Origin of the sequence: Brevinema andersonii (assembly GCF_900112165.1) — a bacterium.
GTDB lineage: Bacteria > Spirochaetota > Brevinematia > Brevinematales > Brevinemataceae > Brevinema > Brevinema andersonii.
This window is the reverse complement of the sequence record NZ_FOKY01000034.1, coordinates 1-3,299: the sequence shown is the minus strand read 5'-3', so window position 1 is coordinate 3,299 and position 3,299 is coordinate 1. Positions and strand designations below refer to the sequence as shown.

Sequence of the window (3,299 nt, the reverse complement as noted above, 5' to 3'; positions counted from 1 at the left end):
CTAAATAGGATTTAGTTTGTATGTAAGAAAAGACAGGCAAAGAACTGAGGTGAGAAAAGTTAAGAGAGAAAGGGTCAGTAGGGGATGTCTAGGCACTTATAGAGCGAAGAAGGACGTGAAAAGCTGCGAAAAGCTTCGGGGAGCCGCACTAAGGCGTTGATCCGGAGATATCCGAATGGGGGAACCCGGCAGCCGTAATGGGCTGTCACCCACGATGTGGGAGCGCACCCGGCGAATTGAAACATCTTAGTAGCCGGAGGAAAAGAAATCGAATGAGATTCCCTGAGTAGCGGCGAGCGAAAGGGGAGAAGCCCAAACCTATGTGTATACATATAGGGGTTGTAGGACCTTGAGGTGCTACCGTAAAGGATAGACGAATCAGCTGGGAAGCTGGACCGAAGAAGGTGATAGTCCTGTAGTTGAAATTCTGAGCGGGGCTAAAGGTATCCTGAGTACCACGGAATCCGGGAAATTTTGTGGGAATCTGGGGCGACCACGCTCCAAGGCTAAATATCATAAGTGACCGATAGAGGACAAGTACCGTGAGGGAAAGATGAAAAGAACCCCTGATAGGGGAGTGAAAAGAACCTGAAACTACTGACTTACAAGCAGTCGGAGCTCTCTTCGGAGGGTGACGGCGTGCCTATTGAAGCATGAGCCCGCGAGTTATGCGTGGCGGCGAGGTTAAGCGGTTCAGCCGCGGAGTCGAAGCGAAAGCGAGTCTTAATTAGGGCGAGTAGTCGTTATGTATAGACCCGAAGCCGAGTGAGCTTACCATGAGCAGAGTGAAGCTCCAGTAACATGGAGTGGAGGCTCGAACCGGTGTACGTTGAAAAGTGCTCGGAGGACTTGTGGTAAGGGGTGAAAGGCCAAACGAACTCGGCGATAGCTGGTTCTTTCCGAAATGCATTGAGGTGCAGCCTCATCTATAAGCGCATGGGGTAGAGCTACCGGAACGGCTAGGGGCGCCTGGCGTTACCAAACCGTACCGAACTCCGAATACGTGCGTGGTAAGGATGGGAGTGAGCCCATGGGGGATAAGCTTCATGGACGAGAGGGGAACAACCCAGACCGTCGGTTAAGGTCCCTAAATTATGTTAAGTGGCAAAGGAGGTGGGGGGTCTTGGACAGCCGGGATGTTGGCTTAGAAGCAGCCATCATTTAAAGAGTGCGTAATAGCTCACCGGTCGAGATGCCCTGCGCCATCAATGAACTGGGACTAAACATAATACCGAAACCGCGGATTCGAAAGAATGGTAGGAAAGCGTTGTATGAGCGACGAAGGTGTCTTGGAAAGGATGCTGGAGCGAATACAAGTGAGAATGTGGGCATGAGTACACGAAAAAACGGGTGAAAAACCCGTTCGCCGTAAACCCGAGGTTTTCAGGACAACGCTAGTCGATCCTGAGTTAGCCGGCCCCTAAGCCCAAGCCGAAAGGCGTAAGCGATGGGAATTCCGTTGATATTCGGAAGCCGGGTCTGCATATGTTGGGATGACGCGTGGGATGGCATAGAGCGGGGCGATGGTTGCCCCCGTCGAAGCTCTGAGGAGGCGTGATGATGAGTTGCGCGGAATTCGAGGAGTGAGCGATGCTCGTTTAGGCGGGAGGAAGTCTATGGAGTTTTGCGCCGAGAAAGAGTCCCGAAACATACAATGCAGGTTCGACCGTACTTAAACCGACACAGGTGGGTGAGGAGAATATCCTAAGGCGTACGAGATAACCCAGGCTAAGGAACTCTGCAAAATAGCCCCGTAACTTCGGGAGAAGGGGTTCCGCCGTGAGGCGGACGCAGTTAAGAGGTTCAAGCGACTGTTTACCAAAAACACAGGACTATGCGAACACGCAAGTGGAAGTATATGGTCTGAAGCCTGCCCAGTGCCGGAAGGTTAAGAGGAGGGGTTATCGCAAGAGAAGCTCTGAATTGAAGCCCCGGTAAACGGCGGCCGTAACTATAACGGTCCTAAGGTAGCGAAATTCCTTGTCGGGTAAGTTCCGACGCGCATGAATGGTATAACGATTTGAACGCTGTCTCGGCCTGGGGCTCGGTGAAATTGCATGGTTGGTCAAGATGCCAACTACCTGTAGTAGGACAGAAAGACCCCGTGGACCTTTACTGCAACTTGGCATTGATGCTTGGGACGATATGTGCAGGATAGGTGGGAGACTGTGAAGCTCGGCGCCAGCCGTTGTGGAGTCGTTGTTGAGATACCACCCTTGTCGTTCTGGGTTTCTAACGCGTCTATTCTAAAGTTTAGAGCGGACAGTGTCTGGCGGGCAGTTTGACTGGGGCGGTCGCCTCCTAAAGAGTAACGGAGGCGCCCAAAGGTTCCCTTAGCGCGGTCGGAAATCGCGCTGTAAGCGTAAAGGTAAAAGGGAGCTTGACTGTGAGACTGACAAGTCGAGCAGGGACGAAAGTCGGGCTTAGTGATCCGGTGGTTGCGAGTGGAAGTGCCATCGCTCAACGGATAAAAGGTACCCCGGGGATAACAGAGTTATCTTCTCCAAGAGTTCATATCGACGAGAAGGATTGCTACCTCGATGTCGGCTCATCGCATCCTGGGGCTGTAGAAGGTCCCAAGGGTTGGTCTGTTCGCCCATTAAAGCGGTACGTGAGCTGGGTTCAATACGTCGTGAGACAGTATGGTCCCTATCCACTATAGGCGTTCGGAGACTTGAAGAGATTTGTTCCTAGTACGAGAGGACCGGAATGAACGGACCGCTAGTGTATCGGCTGTCGCGCCAGCGGCACAATGTCGAGTAGCTATGTCCGGAAAGGATAACCGCTGAAAGCATCTAAGCGGGAAACCATCTCTAAGATGAGGTCTCCCATTGGAGCCCAGGAAGACTACCTGGTTGATAGGGTGTAGGTGTAAGTGCAGTAATGCATTCAGCCGAGCGCTACTAATAGCTCCACAGTCTTAACTTTTCTCATCTCGGGCTTTAAGCCTGTATGTTATTATTAATTCAGAAATAATTCTGGTGGTTATAGATTAAGGGAAACACCCAGCTCCATTCCGAACCTGGCAGTTAAGCCTTAATGCGCCGATGATACTCCTTTTGGGGGAAAGTAGGTACCACCAGTTTTTTTTTATTTTGAAGGGAAAATCGATGTTTATCTGCATGTTGATGTTTGGGTACTAGAGAATTTTTCTACAAGATTTTGCTATATCATGGAAGTATCTGGTTTTCATTTTTCTATCAAAGAATCTTTAAATTTTTATCTTATCTAAGGTTAGTTAATACTTTTTTTATTTTCTATTATTTGATTAAATCTATTTTCATTCTTTATTATGAAAT

General features: G+C 49.8%; 2 rRNA genes. Both read left to right on the top strand.

Features of this window, described 5'->3' with window-relative positions:
- Positions 1-57: 57 nt before the first annotated feature.
- A 23S ribosomal RNA gene (locus tag BM018_RS07450) occupies positions 58-2,928 on the top strand.
- 49 nt (positions 2,929-2,977) lie between these two features.
- Positions 2,978-3,085: ribosomal RNA gene (gene rrf / locus BM018_RS07445) — 5S ribosomal RNA — on the top strand.
- Positions 3,086-3,299 lie beyond the last annotated feature (214 nt).